General features: G+C 69.9%; 19 protein-coding genes and 1 riboswitch. Of the genes, 9 read left to right on the top strand and 10 right to left on the bottom strand.

All coding sequences use genetic code 11. The annotated features are described in order from the left end of the window. Positions 1–4 precede the first annotated feature (4 nt). On the bottom strand, positions 5–430 hold the full coding sequence (locus ABT288_RS28630; RefSeq protein ID WP_351613505.1) for a hypothetical protein: 426 nt from the start codon (positions 428–430) through the stop codon (positions 5–7). A gap of 141 nt (positions 431–571) precedes the next feature. Here ABT288_RS28630 and ABT288_RS28625 point away from each other — a divergent pair, with 141 nt between their 5' ends. Beyond that, entirely contained in the window at positions 572–1,540 is a 969-nt protein-coding gene (locus ABT288_RS28625; protein ID WP_351613503.1) for a diacylglycerol/lipid kinase family protein, read from the top strand. A 333-nt stretch (positions 1,541–1,873) separates the two neighbouring features. Beyond that, positions 1,874–2,131 carry a WhiB family transcriptional regulator gene (locus tag ABT288_RS28620; RefSeq protein ID WP_003992873.1) on the top strand — a complete coding sequence of 86 codons (258 nt, stop codon included), beginning with the start codon at positions 1,874–1,876 and terminating at the stop codon, positions 2,129–2,131. A gap of 196 nt (positions 2,132–2,327) precedes the next feature. Here the strand turns inward: ABT288_RS28620 and ABT288_RS28615 are convergent, their stop codons facing one another. Then, positions 2,328–3,794, bottom strand: a complete 1,467-nt coding sequence (locus ABT288_RS28615) for a sensor histidine kinase (RefSeq protein WP_351613500.1) — start codon at positions 3,792–3,794, stop codon at positions 2,328–2,330. A gap of 390 nt (positions 3,795–4,184) precedes the next feature. Next, on the bottom strand, positions 4,185–4,814 hold the full coding sequence (locus tag ABT288_RS28610) for a TetR/AcrR family transcriptional regulator (protein WP_351613497.1): 630 nt from the start codon (positions 4,812–4,814) through the stop codon (positions 4,185–4,187). A 120-nt stretch (positions 4,815–4,934) separates the two neighbouring features. Here ABT288_RS28610 and nagB point away from each other — a divergent pair, with 120 nt between their 5' ends. From nagB to ABT288_RS28585, 5 genes are all read left to right on the top strand, one after another. Continuing rightward, a complete protein-coding gene (nagB, locus tag ABT288_RS28605; RefSeq protein ID WP_351613495.1) occupies positions 4,935–5,720 on the top strand; it encodes a glucosamine-6-phosphate deaminase in 786 nt (261 codons plus the stop codon). A 167-nt stretch (positions 5,721–5,887) separates the two neighbouring features. Further along, positions 5,888–6,652, top strand: coding sequence for a GntR family transcriptional regulator (locus tag ABT288_RS28600; RefSeq protein WP_055705994.1), 765 nt, complete (start codon positions 5,888–5,890; stop codon positions 6,650–6,652). A gap of 124 nt (positions 6,653–6,776) precedes the next feature. Beyond that, a complete protein-coding gene (locus ABT288_RS28595) occupies positions 6,777–7,067 on the top strand; it encodes a DUF3311 domain-containing protein (protein ID WP_351613492.1) in 291 nt (96 codons plus the stop codon). Further along, the gene (gene mctP / locus ABT288_RS28590) at positions 7,064–8,692 is read left to right on the top strand and encodes a monocarboxylate uptake permease MctP (protein ID WP_351613489.1); all 1,629 of its coding nucleotides are present in this window, start codon (positions 7,064–7,066) and stop codon (positions 8,690–8,692) included. Before ABT288_RS28595 ends, mctP begins: the two co-directional genes overlap by 4 nt. Before the next feature lie 75 nt (positions 8,693–8,767). Then, a complete protein-coding gene (locus ABT288_RS28585) occupies positions 8,768–9,289 on the top strand; it encodes a GNAT family N-acetyltransferase (RefSeq protein WP_351613486.1) in 522 nt (173 codons plus the stop codon). Here ABT288_RS28585 and ABT288_RS28580 read toward each other — a convergent pair. After that, positions 9,256–9,660 (bottom strand): zinc ribbon domain-containing protein, encoded by a 405-nt coding sequence (locus tag ABT288_RS28580; RefSeq protein ID WP_351613483.1) that lies wholly within the window; start codon positions 9,658–9,660, stop codon positions 9,256–9,258. The two genes, ABT288_RS28585 and ABT288_RS28580, sit on opposite strands and share 34 nt — an antisense overlap. 402 nt (positions 9,661–10,062) lie before the next feature. Beyond that, positions 10,063–10,202: riboswitch (cobalamin riboswitch) on the top strand. Positions 10,203–10,328: 126 nt separating this feature from the next. On the opposite strand from ABT288_RS28580, the gene ABT288_RS28575 reads away from it, so the two are divergent. Continuing rightward, positions 10,329–12,698 (top strand): ribonucleoside-diphosphate reductase subunit alpha, encoded by a 2,370-nt coding sequence (locus tag ABT288_RS28575; RefSeq protein WP_351613480.1) that lies wholly within the window; start codon positions 10,329–10,331, stop codon positions 12,696–12,698. Beyond that, complete coding sequence (locus ABT288_RS28570) at positions 12,698–13,723, top strand: ribonucleotide-diphosphate reductase subunit beta (protein ID WP_351613477.1); 1,026 nt, start codon at positions 12,698–12,700, stop codon at positions 13,721–13,723. The genes ABT288_RS28575 and ABT288_RS28570 overlap by 1 nt, the downstream gene beginning before the upstream one ends. Positions 13,724–13,822: 99 nt before the next feature. Here the strand turns inward: ABT288_RS28570 and ABT288_RS28565 are convergent, their stop codons facing one another. The 6 genes from ABT288_RS28565 to ABT288_RS28540 form a co-directional block, all read right to left on the bottom strand. After that, a complete protein-coding gene (locus ABT288_RS28565) occupies positions 13,823–15,193 on the bottom strand; it encodes a bifunctional albaflavenone monooxygenase/terpene synthase (protein WP_351613475.1) in 1,371 nt (456 codons plus the stop codon). Next, the gene (gene cyc1, locus ABT288_RS28560) at positions 15,193–16,275 is read right to left on the bottom strand and encodes an epi-isozizaene synthase (protein WP_351613472.1); all 1,083 of its coding nucleotides are present in this window, start codon (positions 16,273–16,275) and stop codon (positions 15,193–15,195) included. Before cyc1 ends, ABT288_RS28565 begins: the two co-directional genes overlap by 1 nt. A 290-nt stretch (positions 16,276–16,565) precedes the next feature. Further along, on the bottom strand, positions 16,566–17,216 hold the full coding sequence (gene def / locus ABT288_RS28555) for a peptide deformylase (protein WP_351613469.1): 651 nt from the start codon (positions 17,214–17,216) through the stop codon (positions 16,566–16,568). Between the two features lie 73 nt (positions 17,217–17,289). Next, positions 17,290–18,270 (bottom strand): hypothetical protein, encoded by a 981-nt coding sequence (locus ABT288_RS28550; RefSeq protein WP_351613466.1) that lies wholly within the window; start codon positions 18,268–18,270, stop codon positions 17,290–17,292. 100 nt (positions 18,271–18,370) lie between these two features. After that, positions 18,371–19,663, bottom strand: coding sequence for an HD-GYP domain-containing protein (locus tag ABT288_RS28545; RefSeq protein ID WP_351613463.1), 1,293 nt, complete (start codon positions 19,661–19,663; stop codon positions 18,371–18,373). Further along, positions 19,660–20,662 (bottom strand): HD-GYP domain-containing protein (locus tag ABT288_RS28540; protein WP_351613460.1); only part of this gene is annotated, 1,003 nt, incomplete at its 5' end. The genes ABT288_RS28545 and ABT288_RS28540, both read right to left, overlap by 4 nt.

Below are 20,662 nucleotides of genomic sequence, written 5' to 3'. Positions count from 1 at the left end.
AGTCCTACTCCGCGCGGCCCGGTCCCTTGATGCCGAGGGCCCGGGTCGTCTCGCCGTTGACGAGGAGGACCAGCGCCGCCACGGCGACCACCGCGAGGGCGATGCCGGCCGGGATGGCCATGCTGTCGGCCTTGAGCAGGTTGTAGGCGATCGGCAGCGCCATGACCTGGGTGATCACCGCGGGGCCACGGCTCCAGCTGCGCCGCAGCAGCAGTCCGCGCGCGGCGAGCAGCGGCAGCAGCGCGAGCACGACGAGGGTCCCACCGAGGGTCACGGCCTGCTGCCGGTCGTCCGGGGAGCCGGTGAACGCGAGGACGAGCACCCACAGCCCGCCGACCCCGAGGGCGGCGCCCTCCAGCCCGGCCAGCGCGGCGGCGTAGGTCAGCCGGCGGGGACGAGGTTCCTGGGCGGGTTTCTGCTCACTGCTCACCCCAGCAGGGTAGCGGGGCGAGTCAGCGCCCCGACGGGGCGGCCCGCAGACCAGCGGCGTGTCCAGGCTCACGCCCGCCCCTCTTACCCGATCCCTACCTCGCTGTGGGCCCGGTACCCCCCAGTAGGTACGCTGCTGACCATGCGTGCACTTCTCGTGGTCAACCCGGCGGCAACCACCACAAGTGCGCGCAGGCGTGATGTGCTGATCCACGCGCTGGCGAGCGAGGTGAAGCTGGAGGCGGTCACCACCGAGTACCGAGGGCACGCGCGCGACCTCGGCCGGCAGGCGGCGGACAGCGACGACATCGATCTCGTGGTGGCCCTCGGCGGCGACGGCACGGTCAACGAGGTCGTCAACGGCCTGCTGCACGCCGGCCCCGACCTGGACCGCCTGCCCGGTCTCGCCGTCGTACCCGGCGGCTCCACGAACGTCTTCGCCCGCGCCCTGGGCCTGCCCAACGACCCGGTCGAGGCCACCGGCGCCCTGCTGGACGCGCTGCGGGAGGGCCGGGAGCGGGTGGTCGGGCTCGGACTGACCTCGGGCACGCCCGGCACCGAGGACGAGGCGGTCCCGGACCGCTGGTTCACCTTCAACGCGGGACTGGGATTCGACGCGGGTGTCGTCGGCCGGGTGGAGCAGCAGCGTGAGCGCGGCAAGAAGTCGACGCACGCGTTGTACGTACGTCAGGTGATCCGGCAGTTCCTCGGTGAGCCGAACCGGCGGCACGGCTCGATCACGCTGGAGCAACCCGGCGAGGACCCGATTGCCGATCTTGTGGTCGCCATAATCTCGAACACGTCCCCTTGGACGTATCTCGGCAATCGCCCCATGTACACATCACCTAAGGCCTCGTTCGATACCGGCGTCGACGTACTCGGTCTCAGCCGCCTGTCGGCGGCCGCGGTTGCCCGGTATGGCACCCAGTTGCTCACTTCGTCCCCCGAGCGCGGACCCCATGGTCGACATGTCGTCTCGCTGCATGATCTGGATCAGTTCACCTTGCATTCGAAGGTTCCTCTGCCCCTACAGATGGACGGTGACCACCTGGGACTGCGTACGAGCGTGACGTTCACAGGTGTACGCCGTGCACTGCGTGTGATTGTGTGAGCGGAACGGGCAAAAGTCCTTTCACTCGAACGTTTAGGCCAGGATCCACCCCATGGAAGTACGGCTGTGACCTAGTCGACACCGAGGAATCAAAAAAAACTTTCCGGAAGGGGTTGTATCCGTCGCCGAGGTTTGCGAGTCTCTACGTGGCGATCGGGACGGCCCGCAACACCGGCCTCCACTGATCACCGGAACCCCTCTTCAAACCAAGGACCACGCCGGGGAAGACTCGGCGGTCGGCCCTTCACTTGTTGAGGGATTCGTGAAAGCGTTCACATTCACAAGCAACCTGCACGTCATATACGTTCAGAGAACCTAGGAGAGGTAGCAGCCATGGACTGGCGTCACAACGCCGTTTGCCGCGAGGAAGACCCCGAGCTCTTCTTCCCCATCGGCAACACCGGTCCTGCGCTGCTGCAGATCGAGGAAGCCAAGGCCGTCTGCCGTCGCTGCCCGGTGATCGAGCAGTGTCTGCAGTGGGCGCTCGAGTCCGGTCAGGACTCCGGCGTCTGGGGTGGTCTCAGCGAGGACGAGCGCCGCGCCATGAAGCGCCGCGCCGCCCGCAACCGGGCCCGTCAGGCCTCCGCCTGACATACCCACCCCTGCTGACAGCCTGAGCTTGGCGGCGCGTGCAGCACGCACGCATCTCCCGCCCCCGAGCCGCAGCGCGCAGTATCCCCCGATGCCGCTAGCGTTTTAGCAGAGCAGCAACGAGCACGAGCCTCGGACCAACGACGGTCCGGGGCTTTTTGCTGTCCTCAAGCTCCTTGACGGCGCACGGAGTTGTTCACTTCTGCGCCCGCACCGGAATGTCGAGGATCACCCTGGTCCCCCGCCCCGGCGCCGGGACCATGTCGAAGGAGCCGCCCAACTCCCCCTCCACCAGGGTGCGTACGATCTGCAGCCCCAGGTTGCCGGAGCGGTGCGGGTCGAAGCCCTCGGGCAGGCCGACGCCGTCGTCCTGGACCGTGACGAGGAGGCGGGCCTCCTTCGTCGTACCGCCACGGACCGCCGAGACCTCGACCGTGCCGGTGTCGCCCTCGCGGAAGCCGTGCTCCAGAGCGTTCTGCAGGATCTCGGTCAGGACCATCGACAGCGGGGTGGCCACCTCGGCGTCGAGGATCCCGAACCGCCCGCTGCGCCGACCGGTCACCTTGCCCGGCGAGATCTCGGCGACCATCGCCAGCACGCGGTCGGCGATGTCGTCGAACTCCACGCGCTCATCCAGGTTCTGAGACAGCGTCTCATGCACGATCGCGATCGAGCCGACCCGCCGGACGGCCTCCTCCAGGGCCTCCCGGCCGCGCTCGGACTCGATGCGCCGGGCCTGCAGCCGCAGCAGCGCGGCGACGGTCTGGAGGTTGTTCTTCACCCGGTGGTGGATCTCCCGGATGGTCGCGTCCTTGGTGATCAACTCCCGCTCGCGGCGCCGCAGTTCGGTGACGTCCCGGCACAGCACCAGCGAACCGATCCGGGTGCCCTTGGGCTTGAGCGGGATCGCCCGGAACTGGATGACGCCGTCGTTGGCCTCGATCTCGAACTCGCGCGGCGCCCAGCCGCTCGCGAGCTTGACGAGGGCCTCGTCCACCGGTCCCCGGGTCGGGGCGAGTTCGGCGGTGGTCTGCCCGAGGTGGTGGCCCACCAGGTCGGCGGCGAGACCCAGGCGATGGTAGGCGGACAGCGCGTTCGGGGAGGCGTACTGGACGAGGCCGTCGGCGTCCAGCCGGATCAGGCCGTCGCCGACGCGCGGCGAGGCGTCCATGTCGACCTGCTGGTCGGGGAAGGGGAACGATCCTGCGGCGATCATCTGCGCGAGGTCCGAGGCGCTCTGGAGGTAGGTCAGCTCCAGACGGCTCGGGGTGCGGACGGTCAGCAGATTGGTGTTGCGGGCGATCACACCGAGCACGCGGCCCTCGCGCCGTACGGGGATGGACTCGACCCGTACGGGGACCTCTTCGCGCCACTCCGGGTCGCCCTCGCGCACGATCCGTCCCTCGTCCAGCGCCGCGTCCAGCATGGGCCGCCGGCCGCGCGGGACCAGGTGGCCGACCATGTCGTCCTGGTAGGAGGTGGGGCCGGTGTTGGGGCGCATCTGGGCGACCGAGACGTACCGGGTGCCGTCCCGGGTGGGGACCCACAGGACCAGGTCGGCGAAGGAGAGGTCGGAGAGCAGCTGCCACTCCGAGACCAGCAGGTGGAGCCACTCGAGGTCGGAGTCGTCGAGGGCGGTGTGCTGGTGGACCAGTTCGTTCATGGAGGGCACGTTGTGAGCGTACCCGCGAGCCTCGGATGGCCGGAAAACACCCGTGACCGGCCCCGGGAAACACCCGCGGGCCGCGGCGCCTGGAAGGGACCCTCAACCCTCCCGGCACCGCAGCCCGGAGCATCATCGGCCGTGGGGTGTGCGGTCCCGGTCGGCCGAAGGTCGAGGAGCCGGTGCAGTCAGGGCAGAGAGCCCCGGTTCCTCGATCCGCCTTCCTGTGCGGGGAAGACGGAGGCTTGTTCACTTGGAAGCCCACGGTCTGGTTGCCCAGTGTGATTGTGGACTAGACCACAACGCTGTGTCCATGGTCTTGTCGGTCTGCACGAAGACCGGCGCACAGGACCGATGGCACCCGATGCCACGAAGCCTAGCCCGCGCGGGTCACCCTTGGGGCCAGATGGACAGGGCAATTTCCGCGAGTGCCTCCAGTTCTTCGCGGCTCGCCCCGTCGCGGGCCTGCTGGGACATGCCCTGGATCATGGCACCGGTGTGCCGGGCGAGGGCGGCGGCGTCGGTGCCGGCCGGAAGCCGGCCCGCCGTGACGTCCGTCCGGATCCGGGACTCGAAGGCGGCGATGTCCGCGGTGCGCCGCTCGCTGAGCAGCCGCTCCACCTCGCGGCTGGCGCAGTTGGTGGCGGCGTGTACGACCAGGCAGCCGTACGGGTGCGCGGGGTCGGTGTACTCGGCGGCGGCCTCGCGCAGCATGCGCGCGACGGCGGCGCGGGCGGTGGGCTCCTCGGCGAGGGCGCGCTCGCGGAAGGCGCCGTACGTGTCGGTGTAGAGCCGCACGACCTCTTCGAACAGCGTCCGCTTGTCACCGAAGGCCGCGTACAGGCTCGGGGCGCCGATGCCCATGATCCGGGTGAGGTCGGCGACCGAGGTGGCCTCGTAGCCGTGCTCCCAGAAGGCCATGAGCGCCTTCTCCAGGGCGGTGGCACGATCGAAGGAGCGCGGACGGCCGCGCGTTCTGGAGGCCCCGGCCCGCGTTCCCGTGTCCTGACCGCTCACCATGGGGGGCATTTTATAACGGCCCTTAGAAAAATACAGAGGCTCACTCCGGGGGACCCGGTTCTGTTAGATTGGTCTAAACCACCCAGACGTCCAGAGCCCCTTCAGAACGGCAGGCCCAGCGTGGAAGTTGTCATCGTTCCGGACGCCGCGGCGGGCGGCGAACTGATCGCCGAGGCCATGGCACAGCTGCTGCGACGCAAGCCCGACGCCCTGCTCGGCGTGGCCACCGGCTCCACCCCGCTGCCCGTCTACCAGGCACTGACCGCGAAGTGGCGCTCCGGCGCCGTGGACACCTCGCGGGCGCGCATAGCCCAGCTCGACGAGTACGTGGGACTGCCCGCCGACCACCCCGAGTCCTACCGCTCGGTGCTGCGCCGGGAGGTCCTGGAGCCGCTCGGCGTCGGCATGGACGCGTTCCTCGGACCCGACGGCACCGCCGAGGACATCCAGGCGGCCTGCGAGGCGTACGACCGCGCGCTCGCCGCGGCCGGCGGGGTGGACCTGCAGCTGCTGGGCATCGGCACCGACGGGCACATCGGGTTCAACGAGCCGTGCTCGTCCCTCGCCTCGCGCACCCGGATCAAGACGCTGACCGAGCAGACCCGCGTCGACAACGCCCGCTTCTTCGACGGAGACATCGAGCAGGTGCCGCACCACGTCATCACCCAGGGCATCGGCACCATCCTGGAGGCCCGTCACCTGGTGCTGCTGGCGACCGGCGAGGGCAAGGCGGACGCGGTCGCCGCGACCGTCGAGGGCCCGGTCGCGGCCGTCTGCCCGGCCTCCGCGCTCCAGCTGCACCCGCACGCCACGGTGGTCGTCGACGAGGCGGCCGCGTCCAAACTGAAGCTGGCCGACTACTTCCGGCACACGTTCGCGGCCAAGCCGGACTGGCAGGGGATCTAGACCGGGACCTCCGGGCTGATGGACTAGACCAACTTCGGTTGCAACGATATATAGAGGGGATCACGGAGCGTGCGGGTGGAGTCCTGACAGAAGAACCCGTGCCACGATGTGAGCCGTGGCCGATGTCAGTCGGTCGCTTTCGGCACCGGGAGCCGGGAAGGCAGAGCATGACCACCGACGTCAGCAGTGCGGAGAACGAGGCCGGTACGACCGTCCGTACGGCGCGCGTGCCCAAGTACTACCGCCTGAAGAAGCACCTGCTCGACATGACGGAGACCCAGGCGCCGGGCACGCCCGTCCCGCCCGAGCGCACCCTGGCGGCCGAGTTCGACACCTCCCGCACCACCGTCCGCCAGGCCCTGCAGGAACTGGTGGTCGAGGGCCGCCTGGAGCGCATCCAGGGCAAGGGCACCTTCGTCGCCAAGCCCAAGGTCTCCCAGGCGCTCCAGCTCACCTCCTACACCGAGGACATGCGCGCCCAGGGCCTGGAGCCGACCTCGCAGCTGCTGGACGTCGGCTACATCACCGCCGACGACCGGCTCGCGGGACTGCTCGACATCGCCGCCGGCGGACGGGTGCTGCGCATCGAGCGGCTGCGCATGGCCAACGGCGAGCCGATGGCCATCGAGACCACCCACCTCAGCGCCAAGCGCTTCCCGGCCCTGCGCCGCTCCCTGGTGAAGTACACGTCCCTCTACACCGCCCTCGCCGAGGTCTACGACGTCCACCTCGCCGAGGCCGAGGAGACCATCGAGACCTCGCTGGCCACCCCGCGCGAGGCGGGCCTGCTCGGCACCGACGTGGGCCTGCCGATGCTGATGCTCTCCCGCCACTCCCTGGACCGCGAGGGCAAGCCGGTGGAGTGGGTGCGGTCGGTGTACCGGGGCGACCGCTACAAGTTCGTCGCGAGGCTGAAGCGGCCCGCCGAGTAGGACCCACCGAACGTCGCTGAATCGATATACCGAGATCCGGACGAGGTCTTCCGCTTCCAGGACACCGTCACCTACATTGCCTGCGCATTACACAGGTGATCAGCGAGGGGACGGAGCCCGTGGCATGTCCGAAACGCCTGAAGTGAAACCACCGGTGGTGACACCGGTCCGCGTGATCATCGGCCTGTGTCTCGTCGCGCCCTTCGTGGCGACGCTCTGGGTCGGCTCCTACGCCAAGACGGACCCCGCCCTCATCGGGATCCCGTTCTTCTACTGGTACCAGATGCTCTGGGTGCTGATCTCCACCGCACTCACGATGACCGCGTACAAGCTGTGGCAGCGCGACCAGCGCGACCGCGCCGCCCATGCTTCCTCCGCTTCCCCCGCTGCCGAGAAGGGTGGTGACGCGAAGTGAAGAACGGCGTCAACGGCGTCGCGCTCGGCGTCTTCATCTTCTTCTTCCTGGCCGTCACGGTCATCGGCTTCCTCGCCGCACGCTGGCGCAGGGCCGAGAACGAGCACTCCCTGGACGAATGGGGCCTGGGCGGACGGTCGTTCGGCACCTGGATCACGTGGTTCCTGCTCGGCGGCGACCTGTACACGGCGTACACCTTCGTCGCCGTGCCGGCGGCGATCTACGCGGCGGGCGCGGCCGGCTTCTTCGCGGTGCCGTACACGATCCTGGTCTACCCGCTGATCTTCACGTTCCTGCCCCGCCTGTGGTCGGTCAGCCACCGCCACGGCTATGTGACCACGTCCGACTTCGTCCGGGGCCGCTTCGGCTCCAGGGGCCTGTCGCTGGCGGTCGCGCTGACCGGCATCCTCGCGACGATGCCGTACATCGCGCTCCAGCTCGTCGGCATCCAGGCGGTGCTGGACGTGATGGGCGTCGGCGGGGACAGCAGCACCAACTGGTTCGTGCGGGACCTGCCCCTGCTGATCGCCTTCGGCGTGCTGGCGGCGTACACCTACTCCTCCGGCCTGCGCGCCCCCGCCCTGATCGCCTTCGTCAAGGACGCGCTGATCTACATCGTCATCGCGGTGGCGATCATCTACATCCCCATCAAGCTGGGCGGCTTCGACGACATCTTCGCCAAGGCGGGCCACGCGTTCAGCCAGGTCAACCCGGCGACGGGCAAGCCGCGCGGCGCGCTCGTGCCCCCGCAGACCGGCCAGTGGACGTACGCCACCCTGGCCCTGGGCTCCGCCCTCGCCCTGTTCATGTACCCGCACTCGATCACCGCGACCCTGTCCTCCAAGAGCCGTGACGTGATCCGCCGCAACACCACGATCCTGCCGCTGTACTCCCTGATGCTCGGCCTGCTGGCGCTGCTGGGCTTCATGGCGATCGCGGCCGGGGTCAAGGTCACCAACGGCCAGCTGGCCATCCCGCAGCTGTTCGAGAACATGTTCCCGGACTGGTTCGCGGGCGTGGCCTTCGCGGCGATCGGCATCGGCGCGCTGGTCCCGGCGGCGATCATGTCCATCGCGGCGGCGAACCTCTTCACCCGCAACATCTACCGGGACTTCATCAAGCCGGACGCGACGCCGAAGCAGGAGGCCCAGGTCTCCAAGATCGTCTCGCTGCTGGTGAAGGTCGGCGCGCTGGTCTTCGTCCTCACCATGGACAAGACGGTCGCCATCAACTTCCAGCTGCTGGGCGGCATCTGGATCCTGCAGACGTTCCCGGCCCTGGTCGGCGGCCTGTTCACCCGCTGGTTCCACCGCTGGGCCCTGCTCGCCGGCTGGGCGGTCGGCATGGCGTACGGCACGGTCGCCGCGTACGGTGTCGCCTCCCCGACCCAGAAGCACTTCGGCGGCTCGGCCAAAGAGATCCCCGGCATCGGCGAGATCGGCTACATCGGCCTCACCGCGTTCGTCCTCAACGTCGTGGTCACCGTGCTCCTCACCTTCGTCCTCAAGGCCGCGAAGGCCCCCGAGGGCGTCGACGAGACCGAGCCGGAGGACTACACGGCGGACGCGGGCGAGCCGGGGGTACAGGTGGAACTGCCGCCGGCGACGGCGGGCGCCGGTCACTGAACGACTGTCGTACGACGGGCCGCCGGAGGAGAATCCGGCGGCCCGTTGTCGTACCCCTACGGCACACTCGGTGCCATGGACTTCGTGATCCGGCAGGCGACGCCGGGCGACTACGAAAGCCTCGGCGAGATCACCGCCCAGGCCTATCTTCAGGACGGCCTCCTGGACTTCGGAGAGGGCGACTCGTACCTCGGCGAGCTGAGGGACGTGGCGAAGCGCGCCGCCGACGCGGACGTGCTCGTCGCCGTGGAGGACGGCAGAGTGCTCGGCGGGGTGACCTTCGTGCCGTCCGGCGGTCCCATGGCCGACATCGCGCGCCCCGGGGAGGCCGAGATACGGATGCTGGCCGTCGCCCGGACAGCGCGTGGCCGGGGCGTCGGCGAGGCCCTCGTGCGGGCCTGCGTCGACAGGGCGCGGACCATCGAGAGCTGTGTGCGGATCGTCCTGTCCACCCAGCACACCATGCACGCCGCCCACCGCATCTACGAACGGCTGGGTTTCGTTCGCACACCCGAGCGGGACTGGAATCCGCTGCCGGAGCAGCTCGACATCACCCTGCTCACCTACGAGTTGACGCTGTCAACCACCCCTCGTTGAGGCGACGGGCTTGCACAACGGGCGTCACTGGCGGTGGCGCTGCGTCTGCGTCCTGCCTCACCCCGCTGCTCCGGGGGTGGGGCGGGGGCCGTTGACTGGGCCCCGCATCGCCACAACTCCCGCGCGCGAGCGCGGATGTTGCGGGAGCCGTTCCGGTCCGCGTGATCAACGAATCCGCAGGACCGGCATGCGAAGCGGGCCTGGGAGACCCGGTTCGCCTTGTCCATGTGCCCGCACTCTGCGCAGGTGCGGGGGGTGTACACCGGGTCGACGTACACCACCGGTACCCCCGCCCGGCGGGCCTTGTACGCGATGAACTGCCCGAGCTGGGCGAAGGCCCAGCTGGAGTGGGTGGCCCGTTGGGGCCACATGCTTCGCAATCTTGTGACTGATGCAGGTCTTCTTGATCACATGTTGGGCAGCTTGTGCCCCCAGCCCCCAGCCCCCACCTGGACTTCACTTCGCCGTACGTGCGCTGCCGCAACTCGAAGTTGCGCTTCACATCCTTGTCGAACGCCACGCGACTACACCAGGTCGCAGCCTCGTTGCAGGCGCGCGGAGTCGCCTCAAGTGCCGCCGCCTGCAAGGGCGTCGGCACGCACCTGCACGTTCACAGCGGATCACTCGATCGAGCGACTGATCTGGCTGCACGACCGTACGCCCGAGAAAGACCCATACCTGGATCCCTCCGTACCGGTTATATCCGGGGAACACGCTCCGAAGCCGCCACAACACAACATCTGGGGGTGACACGACAGCCCGCCACTAGATGTATGCTCATCCTCGCTGTCGCCGCAGGGGAATCCGGTGTGAATCCGGAACTGTCCCGCAACGGTGTACTTGTGCATGTCCGTTCCCAGAAACGCCGTGCACAGGAGTCAGTCCGAGGACCTGCCGGCAGCGCACCCGGCCGTCCGGTCCGGGTGGCCTTCAGACGTCCGGGCCTCGTGGGATGGGCCGGTGGACGCGACGCCGTGCGCGCTCGTGGCTGCCCCCTGCCCTCCACAAGGCCCCCGTGCCGATCGAGGGAGAGCCCCACGTGACCATCGCGCCAGCAGATCCGGCTTCAGCCAGCGGCCTGGAGACCGACGGTCCCGGTACCGCGTTGCTGCGGACCCTGACCGAGCTGACCGCCGACCTCCCCGACGCCGACCCCGGCCGGGTCGCCGCCGCCGCGCTGCGCGGCCGGTCCGCTCGGGCCGACGAGGCGGAGTTGCGCGAGCTGGCCACCGAGGCCGCCGCCGGGCTCATCTCCGAGGACCCCGCCTACTCCCGGCTGGCCGCCCGGCTGCTGACCCTCTCCATCCGCGCCGAGGCCGCCTCGCAGGGCGTGACGTCCTTCACCGGGTCCGTGGCCGTGGGGCACCGCGAGGGGCTCATCGCCGACCGCACCGCCGACTTCGTGCGGCTGCACGCCGAGCGGCTCGACGCGCTGGTCGACCGCCGGGCCGACGACCGCTTCGGCTACTTCGGCCTGCGCACCCTGCACAGCCGTTATCTGCTCCGGCACCCGATCACCCGCAAGGTCATCGAGACGCCCCAGCACTTCATGCTGCGGGTCGCGAGCGGCCTGGCCGAGGACGACACGACCCGCTCCGTGGACGAAGTGGCCGCGCTCTACGGGCTCATGAGCCGGCTCGACTACCTCCCGTCCTCCCCCACGCTCTTCAACTCCGGCACGCGGCACCCGCAGATGTCGTCCTGCTACCTCCTCGACTCCCCGCTGGACGAGCTGGACTCCATCTACGACCGCTACCACCAGGTCGCCCGGCTCTCCAAGCACGCCGGCGGCATCGGTCTGTCGTACTCCCGTATCCGCAGCCGCGGTTCGCTGATCCGCGGCACCAACGGGCACTCCAACGGCATCGTGCCGTTCCTGAAGACCCTGGACGCCTCGGTGGCGGCCGTGAACCAGGGCGGCCGGCGCAAGGGCGCCGCGGCCGTCTACCTGGAGACCTGGCACTCCGACATCGAGGAGTTCCTGGAGCTGCGGGACAACACCGGCGAGGACGCCCGCCGCACGCACAACCTGAACCTCGCGCACTGGGTCCCGGACGAGTTCATGCGCCGGGTCAACGCCGACGCGCAGTGGTCGCTGTTCTCCCCGGCGGACGTGCCGGAGCTGGTGGACCTGTGGGGCGAGGAGTTCGACGCCGCCTACCGCAAGGCCGAGGAGGCGGGCCTGGCGAAGAAGACCATGCCGGCGCGTGAGCTGTACGGCCGGATGATGCGCACGCTCGCGCAGACCGGCAACGGCTGGATGACCTTCAAGGACGCGGCCAACCGCACCGCCAACCAGACGGCCCTGCCGGGGCACGTGGTCCACTCCTCCAACCTCTGCACGGAGATCCTGGAGGTCACGGACGACGGGGAGACGGCGGTCTGCAACCTGGGTTCGGTGAACCTCGGTGCCTTCGTGGCCGACGGGGACATCGACTGGCAGCGGCTGGACGACACCGTCCGCACCGCCGTCACCTTCCTCGACCGCGTGGTCGACATCAACTTCTACCCGACCGAGCAGGCGGGACGGTCGAACGCCAAGTGGCGTCCCGTCGGCCTCGGCGCGATGGGTCTGCAGGACGTCCTCTTCAAGCTGCGCCTGCCCTTCGACTCGCCGGAGGCCAAGGCCCTGTCCACGCGGATCGCCGAGCGGATCATGCTCGCCGCGTACGAGGCCTCCGCCGACCTGGCCGAGCGCAACGGCCCGCTGCCGGCCTGGGAGAAGACCCGTACGGCCCGGGGTGTGCTGCACCCCGACCACTACGGCGTCGAGCTGACCTGGCCGGAGCGCTGGGCGGCCCTGCGCAGCCGTGTCGCCGAGGTCGGCATGCGCAACTCCCTGCTGCTGGCCATCGCGCCCACCGCCACCATCGCCTCCATCGCGGGCGTGTACGAGTGCATCGAGCCGCAGGTGTCGAACCTGTTCAAGCGCGAGACGCTGTCCGGTGAGTTCCTGCAGGTCAACTCCTATCTGGTGCAGGACCTGAAGGAGCTGGGCGTGTGGGACGCGCGCACCCGGGAGGCGCTGCGCGACTCGGGCGGCTCGGTGCAGGACTTCGCGTGGATCCCGGCCGACGTACGGGCGCTGTACCGCACGGCGTGGGAGATCCCGCAGCGCGGCCTGATCGACATGGCGGCGGCGCGCACCCCGTTCCTGGACCAGGCCCAGTCCCTGAACCTCTTCCTGGAGACGCCGACCATCGGCAAGCTCTCCTCGATGTACGCCTACGCCTGGAAGTCGGGGCTGAAGACGACGTACTACCTGCGTTCCCGCCCGGCGACCCGCATCGCCCGCGCGGCCCAGGGCCAGGCGCAGCCCCAGAAGACCATCCCCGTCCAGCAGGTCGCCGACCCCGACGCGGTCGCCTGCTCCCTTGAGAACCCCGAGTCCTGCGAGGCCTGCCAGTAATGACCGCTCCGACCACCACCCGTAACACGAACCTGCTCGACCCGGGCTTCGAACTCACCCTCCGCCCCATGCGCTACCCGGACTTCTACGAGCGCTACCGGGACGCGATCAAGAACACCTGGACCGTGGAGGAGGTCGACCTCCACTCGGACGTCGCCGACCTCGCGAAGCTGACGCCCGAGGAGCAGCACCTCATCGGCCGCCTGGTCGCCTTCTTCGCGACCGGTGACTCGATCGTCGCCAACAACCTGGTGCTGACGCTGTACAAGCACATCAACTCCCCCGAGGCGCGGCTCTACCTGAGCCGTCAGCTCTTCGAGGAGGCCGTGCACGTCCAGTTCTACCTGACGCTCCTGGACACCTACCTGCCCGACCCGGACGACCGGGCGGCGGCCTTCGCGGCCGTCGAGAACATCCCGTCCATCCGCGAGAAGGCGCAGTTCTGCTTCAAGTGGATCAACAAGGTGGAGAAGCTGGAGCGGCTGGAGACGAAGGCCGACCGCCGTCGCTTCCTGCTCAACCTGATCTGCTTCGCCGCGTGCATCGAGGGCCTGTTCTTCTACGGCGCCTTCGCGTACGTCTACTGGTTCCGCAGCCGGGGCCTGCTGCACGGTCTCGCCACCGGCACCAACTGGGTGTTCCGCGACGAGACGATGCACATGTCCTTCGCCTTCGACGTGGTCGACACCGTCCGCAAGGAGGAGCCGGACCTGTTCGACGACGAGCTGGGGCAGCAGGTCACCGACATGCTGAAGGAGGCCGTGGAGGCCGAGCTGCAGTTCGCGCGCGACCTGTGCGGCGAGGGCCTTCCGGGCATGAACACCGAGTCGATGCGGCAGTACCTGGAGTGCGTCGCCGACCAGCGCCTCGGCCGCCTCGGCTTCGCCCCGGTGTACGGCTCGGAGAACCCGTTCTCCTTCATGGAGCTGCAGGGCGTCCAGGAGCTGACGAACTTCTTCGAGCGCCGCCCGTCGGCGTACCAGGTCGCGGTGGAGGGCACCGTCGACCTGGACGAGGACTTCTGAGCCGGCGCTCCGTTTCGGGGATACGCCTACCGGCGCGCGTTCCGGGGCCCTGAGGCCGCCTGAGCGCGCGCCGGTACCAGGTGTCCTGCCCCGGCGCTCCTACCAGGGCAGCGGCCTCAGCAGCAGGTTGTGCGGGCGGAGCGTGATACCCACGCGGGTGGTGTCGTCGGACCCGGCGACCTGCTCGAAGCGGTACTTCGCCGAGATCGCCGCGGTGATCAGGCTCAGCTGGGTCATGGAGAAGTGGTCGCTGGGGCACTTGCGGTTGCCGACGCTGAAGGGGCTCATGGCGTACTTGGGCACCTCCTTGGCCCGCTCCGGCAGCCACCGGTCGGGGTCGAAGTCGAGGTGGCGGTCGTAGGAGCGGGCGTCGCGCTGGATCGCGTAGGGGCTGTAGACGATGTCGGCCCCGGCGGGAATGCGATAGGCGCCGAGCGCGGTGTCGGTCACCGCGCGCCGCGTCAATATCCATACGGCCGGCCTGAGCCGCATGGCCTCGACGACGACATTGTTGGTGTGCGTGAGTGAGCGGACGTGTTCGAATCCGACCGGTCGGCCACCGGTCACGGATTCGACCTCGGTCCGTACCTTCTCGGCGTGTTCCGGGTGTTCCGCGAGGACCTGAAGCAGCCACATGATCGTGGAAGCCACTGTTTCGCTTCCGGGGGTGAGTATGGCGACGACCTGGTCGTGGATCTCCTGTTCCCCGATGGGGTCGCCATTGTCGTCCTTCGCCTCCAGCAATGCCGTCAGCAAATCGTCCGGCTTTTGACCAGATGCCCTCCGCTCGGCGACGATCTCGTCCACCAGCAGATGCAAATCGGCCAGCGCCCGGTTGAATTCGCGGTTGGCCGGGAAGGGCAGCCGGTACAGCGGCCCCAGCGGGATGACCATCCGCCGGTACATGCCGCGGAAGACGGTGGCGAGGTCGATGCTGAGCCGCTCGGCGCGCTCGTCCATGTACTCGCCGCGCAGCAGGCAGCGGGCGGCGATGCGCACGGCCACCCGGAAGGACTCCGAGGTGCAGTCGACGGTCTCGCCGGGCCGCCAGCGCTCGGTCAGCCCGTGCGCCTCCTCCTCCATGATCGGCCCGTAGTCCGGGATCGCGTCGAGCCGGAACGCGGGCTGGATGGTGCGCCGCTGACGCCGGTGCCGGGGGCCGTTGGCGGTGGCCACGCCCTCCTTGCCGAGCAGCCCCTCGAGGGACTCCCACAGGGGTCCGTCGATCTTGAAGTCGGGGTTGAGCGCGAGCGCGCCGGTGAGCTCCGGGGTGGTGACGGCGTACACCGTCTTGGGGCCGAGCTTGAGGCGTACGACGTCGCCGTGGTCGCGGAGTCGGGACATGAACGCGAGCGGGTCGCGGACCAGTTGCAGGCCGTGCCCGAGGCCCGGAACGGCGCCTCCGGCCAGCGGGGGTTCACGCAGCTCGGTGGTCTCGGAGGTCAGGGGGTGCACAGACTCGACGGTCATTACTCACCTGCCGCTTCGTTCGTGACGTACGGGGGCGTGGACCGGTCGTCCCAGGTGTCGACCATGTACCGGCCGGACTCGTGGTGGAACCAGTAGACGGAGCTGAACCAGTTCCGCATATTGCCGACGCAGGCGCGCACCGCGGCGCTCAGTTCCTTTCCGTGGACGGTGCCGTCGGCGAGGTCGTCGGCGAATTGCAGGGCGTCCTGCTCGACCTGGAGGAATTCATCGATGCATTCCTCGACGCGCCGCCTGACTTCGTCCACCGATTCCTCGAGAGTCAGCCCCTCATGGGTGATGAGACTGATGCCGAGATTGTGGACCTCGTCGCCCGCGATTTCCTTCGGCAGCGAGCACAGATCGTTGTACCAGGCGGCGAATTCCTGGCTGAGCAGCGCGGCCCGGCGATAAGCTGGGTCTTTTCTTACGGAATCCGGGAGTTCACACCCGGCGCTCGGCTCCAGCAGGTCCGTCCATATCCAGTGGGCGAAGGTGTGCCGGCGCAGGACGAGGTATTCCTCGACGCCGGGGATGTATCCCTCGGTGCGGTTGCGGAACTCGCGGTCGTAGGCCTCGACCACCGCGTGGAAGTGCCGGGCGAACCGCTGGTTCCAGGTGCGCGACAGGAAGCCGTACAACCGCAGCACGCTGTCAGCGAACCCCGCGACCAGCGGGTCCGGGTGGTGCAGATGGTGCCGGGGTGCGTCCAGGGCCGCGTGCAGGCGGTGCCTGAGGCGCCGCCAGTCGTCGGCCCGGCCGTGGACGACGTACCGGTCGTGGCGGTCGTCCCAGACGAAGAACCATGCGCTGTAGTCGGCGATGGCCTGCAGGACCTCGTCGGCGGCGCCGAGGTAGTAGCCCGCCATGAGGTCGGTGTAGCACAGTCCGTCGGCATATTCCTGCACCTTGTCCGCCGGCATGAGCCGTTTTTCCAGCAGCCAGAGACGTGTCTTCTCCTGGAGTCGCGGCCAATACGGGTGCAGTTGCCGAGGAAAGGCGGACTCGATCACCGGGAGTGCCAGCGAGGGTGGTACTACGACCGCCATCGGCGTCGCTGTGGTGCTGTGTGGGAAAGCATGCACGTACAAACCCCTCTCAGCCGCCAGGAGCGCACGCCCCTCCCGTCGTGCCGGGCGTGCGCCGTTGCGTATCCCCGCACTTACATTCAGCACCACAACTGACCGTCATGGGAACGGATTTGCTTCACTCACTACCCCAAGGTGCCGAGAATCCCCCCTTGCGTGACCGATTAAGGATCACCAGGAGGACAGAAGGGATCAGTTGTACGCCGCACGGACGAGCGAGGCCGGGCAAGAGAAGGGCGCCCGACCGGGAGCGATCCCGGCCGGGCGCCCCAAGTGCCCGACGTCGGCTAGTCGTTGGCGACCACCGGATAGCGTGGCTCGTTCTCGGCCATCTGCCGCAGCGCGTCCTTGCGGTCCCGCTTGGACAGCCGGTCGATGTACAGGTAGCCGTAGAGGTGGTCGGTCTCGTGCTGCAAACACCGTGCGAAGTAGCCGGTGCCGCGGACCCTGATCGGGTTGCCCTTCTCGTCCTGGCCGGTCACCTCGGCGTAGTCGGGCCGGGCGAGCGGTGCGTACGCCGTCGGCACGGACAGGCAGCCCTCGTTGCTGTCGTCCAGGCGGCGCCTGTCCGCGGGCAGCTCGACGAGCTTGGGGTTGCAGACCACGCCGGTGTGCCGGACGCCCTCGTCGTCGGGGCAGTCGTAGACGAAGACCTTCAGATCGACACCGATCTGGTTGGCGGCCAGGCCCACGCCCTCGGCGGTGCGCTGGCTGGCGAACATGTCGGCGACGAGCTGCTGCAGCTCCTCGCCGAACTCGGTGACGTCCTTGCACTCCTTGTGCAGCACCGGGTTGCCGACGACCGTGATCGCCCGCGAGGTCCCGCGCTCCCGCCAGGCCTTCTCGCGCTCCTCGCAGTCCTCCGTGTCGACGACGTACCCCTCCTCGTCGACGGGGAGCACGCCCGCGTGCTGCTGATCGGTGTCCTGCTGCGCCATGACCGACGTACGCCTTCCTGCAAAACTGGGAAAAGTCTCGGGTACAGCCTAAAGGCGGCAGGTCGTCGGCGGCTCAGCAAACCTCTTCCAGGTCGCGCCAGTCCCTGGAGTCCGGGCTGTCGGCGACCCACCCGTCCAGCAGCCCCCGCACCAGCGAAGCCGGCGCAGCCACCCCGCACTCCCGCTCCGGCACCCACAGCTGCCCGTCCGTCCGGTGCCCCAGCGGCCCGGGATGACCGGGCTCGCTGTGGTCGTGCGGATCCAGGTGGTCGCCCTCGCCCTCGTCCGACGGCATCCGCGACTCCGAGCACATCCGGCACAGCAGCCGCACCGAGGAGGACCAGTCCTCCGCGGCGAACCCCGCGTCGGCGGCCAGCTGCTCCAGCGCGTCCCGGTCCGCCTCCGTGGCCGCCTCCAGCAGCACCACCCAGGTCGGCACGGGTGAGGGCGCCCACAGCTCGATCTCGTCGAAGACCGGGTAGGCGTGGCCGGTGGTCGTCGTGCGCTCGCCGTGCGGGACCCCGTCGTGCAGCACGACCTCGCCCCAGCGTCGCCCGGACGAGGGAAGCGGGATGGACAGCACCTCTATCCGCGCCGGGTCCAGCCTGCGGCCCCACACGACCTCGGCCTCACCCTCCGGGGACAGCCGTACGGCCGCGCTGCCCAGCTCCATGCCGACCGGTTCCCCGGCCACGGCGGCTCCGCCGGGCACCTTCAGCCCGTACGCCTGCCAGGCGCGGCGGGCCAGCGACCAGTCCTGCAGGGCGGTGGCGGCGATGCCGACGTTCCACCAGTCGGGCGCCCCGTTCTCCCGGTCCAGCAGCGCGACCGCCCGCAGACCGGCCGCGCGAGCCTGCTCCCAGTCGTGGCGGAACTTGTGCAGCAGGGCGAGGTTGAACCAGGACTCCGACAGCCAGGGCTCCAGATCGGCGGCCCGTGTCAGCAGCTCGCCCGCGTCCTCGTAGCGGCCGTCGCCGATGAGCGTGAACGCGCGGTCGGTGGCCTGCCGCCAGGAGGCGGAGGGCCGGTGCCGTCCCTTGCCGAAGATCCTCACGATTCCCGCCTGCCAGTTCCATTTCCGCACAGTGGGCTGGCTTGTGCCCCCGGACACCCTCTCCCTCGCATCCAACCACGTACGCCGGGAAAGGCGCTCATTACCCATGGGTTACCCAGCCGGGAGCGGGGTCAGACAGTGCCGTGCGTCTCCCGTGGCCCGCCACCGGCGCGCTCTCCCGCCAGGCCCGTGGCCGGGCCAGGACCCGGGCGAGGGACTCCACCACCTCCGGAGCGTAGTCACCGGCGGTGCCGAGGCGCAGCTCCTCCAGCGCCCGCAGGGGCCCCTCGGGGCCGGCGTCCCGGGTCTTCTCCTCGTAGGCGTTCACGGCCCGGACGATCCGGGCGGCGACGGGCTGTTCGCGCCAGGGTTCCGCCTGCTGTTCCACCACCACGGCGACGGCCGCGGACACACCGGTCTGCCGTACGACGGCCCCGCCGAGCAGGGCGATCCGCCGCTGCTCCGCGGCGGGCAGGTCGGCGGTGGCGCCGGCCGGGACCGGGTCGACCAGGCTGAGCTGGCCGATGTCGTGCATGAGGGCCGCGTACTCCAGGACGGTCAGTTCCTCCCCGGTCAGACCGAGATCCCGGCCGACGGCGAGGCCGAGCGCGGCCACGCGGCGGGCGTGCCCGGCGGGGGTGCAGCCGGCTATCTCGGTGGCGCGGGCGAGGGAGGCGATGGTCTGCCGGTAGGTGGCGCGGACGGCCGCGTACCGGCGCAGGGACAACTGGGTGAGCAGCAGGGGCAGGCAGAACACGGGCAGCGCCCACAGCCCGGCGACGGCGACCCCGAGCGCCATCACCGCGCCGGTCGCGCAGACGGCGGAGCCGATGCCGAGCAGCCCGCGCAGCTCCTCGCGCAGGCGCGGGCCGAACGGCCAGCGGGTGCGGGAGTGGGCGAGGACGGCGGCCAGGACGGCGTCGCACAGGGCGGTGAGGCAGAGCAGGGCGACCAGGAGCAGGGCGTGCTCGGGGCCGCTCCAGGAGGTGAACACGCCCCTGCCGTAGAGGGGTTGGAAGCAGACGGCGGCGAAGCCGACGGTGAGCACCCGGCGGGCCAGATGGTCGAGGGTGGGGGTGCGTCCGTGCCAGATGTGCGGGACGGCGCCGAGCAGCGCGGCGGCGAGGACCACGGTGACGACCTGCGCCGCGTCGTGGTGCGTGGGCCGTCCGGCCACCGCTCCGAGCAGGGCGTACGACAGCGAGCCGGCGGTGGCGAGGGGGGCGGCCTGCCGTACCTGGGCGCCGCTCCAGCGGGTCAGCTCGCCGACGGCTATGAGCACCCCGAAGGCGAGGGCCACGCCCCGTTCGTCGAGCCCGGTCCACAGGGTGACGGCGAGGGAGCCGGCCGCGGCGAGGGCGGCGGCGCCGTGGACGATCCGCAGGACGGTCACCGGGGTGCCCCGATGACCGGCGTCCGGCCCTGGCTCCCGTGCGGCGTCCCGGTGTCCTCGGAGGTGACCGCGGGGTGCCAGCCGCAGCGGCGCAGCGCCCGGCCGAGCGCGCCGACCATGCGCGGGTCGAACTGCGTGCCGGCGCAGCGCTCCAGCTCGGCGACGGCGGCCTCGACGGGCCGGGCCCGGCGGTAGGAGCGGGTGGAGGTCATCGCGTCGAAGGCGTCGGCGACGGCGACGACGCGGGCGCACTCGGGGATCTGGGTGCCGGCGAGGCCGTAGGGGTAGCCGCTGCCGTCGAGGCGTTCGTGGTGGTGCAGGATCGCGGCGCGGGCCTCGCCGAGGAAGGAGATCCCGCGGACCATCTCATGGCCGTACTCGGGGTGCAGTTCGATGATCCGGCGTTCCTCGGGGGTCAGCGGGCCGTCCTTGCGCAGCAGCCTCGTCGGGACGCCGAGCTTGCCGACGTCGTGCAGGATGCCGGCGAAGCGCAGCACCTCGACGCGGTCGTCGTCCATGCCGAGTTCGCGGGCGATCATCACGGAGGCCTGGCCGACGCGTTCGCTGTGGCCTCGGGTGTAGCCGTCCTTGATGTCGACGGCCTGCACCAGGGCGCGGATGGTGGCCTGGTGGGCGGCGCGTTCGCGGTGGTACTGGGCGAAGATCCACCAGGACACGCACATCGGCAGCAGCACGAGCAGCGCGGCGACCGGGCCGTACGGACTGCGCCACAGCACGGCCATCATCAGCCCGGCGAGTCCGTGCACCGCGACCGGCGCGAGACAGCGGGACAGCAGCCCGCGCCAGGCCCGGCGCAGCGGGATGCCGAGGGCAGCGGCGCGGATGCCGCCGTCGAGGACGGTGAGGATCAGGCAGAAGGCGAGGACGGCCGCGCCGGCGGGCAGCAGCGCGTACGGGAAGTCGGGGCCGACGACCGCGTCCCGGCCGCCGAGCGCCCAGTGCACCCGGGCGGCGCCCCCCACGGCGAGCGCGGGCCGC

The sequence above is a fragment of the Streptomyces sp. NPDC001093 genome, assembly GCF_040298985.1.
Taxonomy (GTDB): Bacteria; Actinomycetota; Actinomycetes; order Streptomycetales; family Streptomycetaceae; genus Streptomyces.
The sequence above is the reverse complement of the archived record's forward strand: the minus strand, read 5'-3'. Positions and strand labels throughout refer to the sequence as shown.

What these genes read in the sequence shown, in the direction of transcription:
- ABT288_RS28625 (WP_351613503.1), top strand. Translation starts at nt 572, where the DNA reads ATGCGTGCACTTCTCGTGGTCAACCCGGCGGCAACCACCACAAGTGCG.
- ABT288_RS28620 (WP_003992873.1), top strand. Translation starts at nt 1,874, where the DNA reads ATGGACTGGCGTCACAACGCCGTTTGCCGCGAGGAAGACCCCGAGCTC.
- ABT288_RS28615 (WP_351613500.1), bottom strand. Translation starts at nt 3,794, where the DNA reads ATGAACGAACTGGTCCACCAGCACACCGCCCTCGACGACTCCGACCTC.
- ABT288_RS28610 (WP_351613497.1), bottom strand. Translation starts at nt 4,814, where the DNA reads ATGGTGAGCGGTCAGGACACGGGAACGCGGGCCGGGGCCTCCAGAACG.
- ABT288_RS28600 (WP_055705994.1), top strand. Translation starts at nt 5,888, where the DNA reads ATGACCACCGACGTCAGCAGTGCGGAGAACGAGGCCGGTACGACCGTC.
- ABT288_RS28595 (WP_351613492.1), top strand. Translation starts at nt 6,777, where the DNA reads ATGTCCGAAACGCCTGAAGTGAAACCACCGGTGGTGACACCGGTCCGC.
- ABT288_RS28585 (WP_351613486.1), top strand. Translation starts at nt 8,768, where the DNA reads ATGGACTTCGTGATCCGGCAGGCGACGCCGGGCGACTACGAAAGCCTC.
- ABT288_RS28580 (WP_351613483.1), bottom strand. Translation starts at nt 9,660, where the DNA reads ATGTGGCCCCAACGGGCCACCCACTCCAGCTGGGCCTTCGCCCAGCTC.
- ABT288_RS28570 (WP_351613477.1), top strand. Translation starts at nt 12,698, where the DNA reads ATGACCGCTCCGACCACCACCCGTAACACGAACCTGCTCGACCCGGGC.
- ABT288_RS28565 (WP_351613475.1), bottom strand. Translation starts at nt 15,193, where the DNA reads ATGACCGTCGAGTCTGTGCACCCCCTGACCTCCGAGACCACCGAGCTG.
- def (WP_351613469.1), bottom strand. Translation starts at nt 17,216, where the DNA reads ATGGCGCAGCAGGACACCGATCAGCAGCACGCGGGCGTGCTCCCCGTC.